At 70.2% G+C, this 3,764-nt stretch carries 3 protein-coding genes and 1 pseudogene; 2 read left to right on the top strand and 2 right to left on the bottom strand.

From position 1 onward, the window contains the following. Positions 1 to 369, top strand: a pseudogene (locus tag B8460_RS06555) (ATP-dependent DNA helicase RecG); the annotation flags it as partial. 2 nt (positions 370 to 371) lie between these two features. Here B8460_RS06555 and B8460_RS06560 read toward each other — a convergent pair. Beyond that, positions 372 to 647, bottom strand: a complete 276-nt coding sequence (locus B8460_RS06560) for a metal/formaldehyde-sensitive transcriptional repressor (protein WP_048860781.1) — start codon at positions 645 to 647, stop codon at positions 372 to 374. A gap of 216 nt (positions 648 to 863) precedes the next feature. On the opposite strand from B8460_RS06560, the gene B8460_RS06565 reads away from it, so the two are divergent. Next, positions 864 to 1,925: a HoxN/HupN/NixA family nickel/cobalt transporter gene (locus B8460_RS06565; protein ID WP_048860782.1), complete on the top strand. Its 1,062-nt coding sequence runs from the start codon at positions 864 to 866 to the stop codon at positions 1,923 to 1,925. A 21-nt stretch (positions 1,926 to 1,946) separates the two neighbouring features. On the opposite strand, the gene B8460_RS06570 is transcribed toward B8460_RS06565, so the two are convergent. After that, the coding region (locus B8460_RS06570; RefSeq protein ID WP_048860783.1) for a glycosyltransferase family 2 protein at positions 1,947 to 3,764 on the bottom strand (1,818 nt) is incomplete at its 5' end.

The following is a 3,764-nucleotide window of genomic DNA, read 5'->3' on the forward strand; positions in this document are numbered from 1 at the left end:
CTGCGCGGGCGGGTCGGGCGCGGGGCGGCGGCGAGTTTCTGCCTGCTGCTGCATGACGACGCGCCGAGCGAGACCGCCCGCCGCCGTCTCGCGCTGATGCGCGAGACCGAGGACGGGTTCCGCATCGCCGACGAGGATCATCGCCTGCGCGGCGGCGGCGACGTGCTGGGCACGCGGCAATCGGGGCTGCCGGGATTCCGCCTCGCCGATCCGCTGGCGCATGGCCGGCTGCTGCGCATCGCCGCGCGCGACGCGGCCGTGCTGCTGGCGCGCGACCCGTCGTTCGCCTCGCCGCGCGGGCAGGCGGTGCGGCTGCTGCTGCGCCTGTTCGACCGTCAGCCGGCGATGCGCACCCTGCTCGCCGGCTGAGGCTATTTCAGGTAGGAGTGCATGATCTGGATGAGCGCCTCGGTCGCCGGCGGCGATCCGGGCGCCTCGTCCTCGCGCGCGACGAAATGCGCGCGCACATGATCCTCCAGCACGTCGGCCATCAGGCTCGCCATCGCGCCGCGCACGCCGGCGATCAGGTGCATCACCGTCTCGCAGCCGCGCTCCTCGTCGACGGCGCGTTCCAGCGCCTCCACCTGGCCGCGCACGCGGCGGATACGGGTCAGTAGTTTTTGACGCTCGCGTATCGTGTGGGTCATGCGATGCAACACGTAGCAGGAAGATGTTGACCGGCGAAAGGGCGCTCCCCTAGGGTCGAAGCCTACGGCGCGCCGCCGCGCCGCCGGGCGGTCTGTCAGACCACCTCACACCCGCCGCTCGTCCGGGTGCCGCCCCACCTTCCAGCAACGCAATGCCACCATCCCGTCGCGGCGCGTCCCGCTCCGGCGGGCGCGGTCGGCCGTGACGAGGGTGCGATGATCGGGCTTGTACGCCGCTGCTTCAACGACCGGGACGACGATCTGCGGGGGCGCGTGGGCGCCATCTACACCGTGCTGGCGCTGTTCAACGTGGGTGCCTGGGCCTGGGCGATCTGGCTGTTCCGCGAGCAGCCGCTGCTGCTCGGCACGGCGCTGCTGGCCTACGGGTTCGGCCTGCGCCATGCGGTCGATGCCGATCATATCGCGGCGATAGACAACGTGACGCGCAAGCTGATGCAGGACGGCAGGCGGCCGGTCAGCGTCGGGTTCTTCTTCGCGCTCGGCCATTCGACGGTGGTGATCCTGGCGGCGGCGGCGATCGCCGGGACGGCGACGGCGCTGGCCGGCCGGTTCGACGACGCGAAGGCGGTGGGCGGCGTCATCGGCACCCTGGTCTCGTCGCTGTTCCTGTTCGCCATCGCGGCGATGAACATCCTGATCCTGGTGTCGATCTGGCGCACCTTCCGCCACGTCCGGCACGGCGGCGCCTATGTCGAGAGCGATTTCGACATGTTGCTCAACAGCCGCGGCTTCCTCGCGCGCATCTTCCGCCCGGTGTTCCGCATCGTCACGCGCAGCTGGCACATGTATCCGGTCGGCTTCCTGTTCGGCCTCGGCTTCGATACCGCGACGGAGGTCGCCCTGCTGGGCATTTCCGCGACGCAGGCGGCGCACGGCATGTCGATCTGGTCGATCATGGTGTTCCCCACCCTGTTCGCCGCGGGCATGTCGCTGATCGACACGACGGACGGCATCCTGATGATGGGCGCCTATAACTGGGCGTTCGTGAAGCCGATCCGCAAGCTGTACTACAACCTGTCGATCACGCTGGTATCGGTCGTGGTCGCCGTGGTGATCGGCGGGATCGAGGCGCTGGGGCTGATCGGCGACCAGCTCGACCTGCATGGCTGGTTCTGGGACGCGATCGGCGGCCTGAACGACAACTTCAACATGCTCGGCTTCATCATCATCGGCATCTTCATCGCCGCCTGGATCGGCTCGGTCATCGTCTATCGCTACAAGGGCTATGACCGGCTGGAGGTCACCGCCGCGCCATAGCAGGCATGGCCGCGCGGCGCGTCAGACGCGGAAGCCGGCGGGCACGCGCGGCGGCCAGGCGAGACCGAAATCGAGCGCCTTCAGCGTCAGGTTGGGGTTGTAGGCGGGATCGGCCTGCAGGATGTCGTCCCAGCGCGCGTGCATCATCGCCACCTCGCGCTGGAAGCGCATCTTCTTCTCGGCCGTGTCCTCCACCCCGCGCGTGGCGGATTCGTGGTGCACCGCCTCGGCGAAGGGCGTCCACACGTTGCGCAGCCCCGCCGCGCGCAGGCGCAGGCAGAAATCGACGTCGTTGAACGCGACCGGAAGCGCGGCGTCGAAGCCGCCGATCGCGTGATACGCCTCCGCCCGCACCACGAGACAGGCGGCGGTGACCGCCGAATAGGACTGCATCAGCACGGCCCGGCCGAAATAGCCGGGATCGCCGCGCCGAAGGCCGTAGAAGGCGTGGTTGGCGATGCCGCCCACGCCGAGCGTGACGCCGCCATGCTGCAACGTGCCGTCCGGGTACCACAGCCGCGCGCCGACCGCGCCCACGCCCGGTTGCAGCGCGATCGCCACCATCTCGTCGAGCCAGCCGGGCTGCGTGATCTCGATGTCGTTGTTGAGCAGGCAGATCACCTCGCCCGACGCCGCGGCGACGCCCGCGTTGTTGAGGGCGGAATAGTTGAACGGCCGGTCGTCGCGCAGCACACGCACACGCGGCACGGTGCGCGGCAGCTCCGCCAGCCATGCGAGCATGTCCGGATCGTCCGATCCGTTGTCCACCAGCACGATCTCGTAGCTCGGATAGGTCGTGTGGTCGCGGATGCTCTCGATACAGGTGCGGGTGATCGCGAGCCCGTTGCGCGCGGGGATGACGATGCTGACCATCGGCGGCGCGTCCGGCAGGGCGTAGCGGATGCGGTAATGCGCGTGCTCCGTCACCTCCACCGTCGCGGCGAAGCCGCGCCGCCGCAGATGCTCGGCGATCGCCATGCGGCCGCTGTCGCGCGCATAGGGCTTGCTGTCCGCCGAATGCGCCGTGCTCGCCGCATGGGCGCGCCAGTGATACAGCACGCGCGGCACGTGCACGACGCCGCCGGGCGGCAGGCGCTCGATGCAGCGCAGCGCGAGATCGTGGTCCTGCGAGCCCTCGAACCCCGGCCGCATGCCGCCCACCTCGCGCACCAGGGCCGCGCGGTAGACGCCGAAATGCGACACCATGTTCTGCGACAGGAACAGCTCGTAGTTCCAGTCCGGCTTGAAATACGGGTCGAACCGCCGGCCCGCCGCGTCGATCTTGTCCTCGTCCGAATACAGCACCCCGGCCGCGGGGTGCGCGACGATCGCCTCCGCCATGCAGGACAGCGCGTGCGGCGGCAGCAGATCGTCCTGATCGAGCAGCGCCACCCACTCGCCCGACGCGAGGTCGAGCGCGGTGTTCGTCGCCCGCGCGATGTGGCCGTTCTCCGGGCGGAAGGCGACCTTGATGCGCGCGTCCTCCGCCGCCATGCGCTCCAGCACCTCGCGCACCGCGGGGGCGGTGGAGGCGTCGTCGGCGATGCACAGCTCCCAGTTCTGATAGATCTGGTCGCGCACCGACACGATCGCCGCGTGCAGCAGCACCGGATCGGCGTTGTAGACGGGCATCAGCACCGAAATGACCGGCCGCGCCGGCAGCGCGCGCAGCCGGGCGCGGATGTCGATGCGCGCCGGCTCCGTGATGGTGTCGAAAGCGGCGATCCAGGCGAGATACTCCGCCTGCGCCGGGCCGAAGGCCGGGCCTGCCGCGGCCTCGGGCGCCGGCGCCGACAGCAGCGCGCGCCGGGCCGTGAAGCGGCGCGGGATGCTCCATGG

Source organism: Acidisphaera rubrifaciens HS-AP3 (assembly GCF_000964365.1).
In the GTDB taxonomy this organism is placed as follows: Bacteria; Pseudomonadota; Alphaproteobacteria; order Acetobacterales; family Acetobacteraceae; genus Acidisphaera; species Acidisphaera rubrifaciens.

Excerpts from the sequence above, each read along its gene's own strand:
- B8460_RS06560 (WP_048860781.1), bottom strand. The coding sequence starts at position 647 with ATGACCCACACGATACGCGAGCGTCAAAAACTACTGACCCGTATCCGC.
- B8460_RS06565 (WP_048860782.1), top strand. The coding sequence starts at position 864 with ATGATCGGGCTTGTACGCCGCTGCTTCAACGACCGGGACGACGATCTG.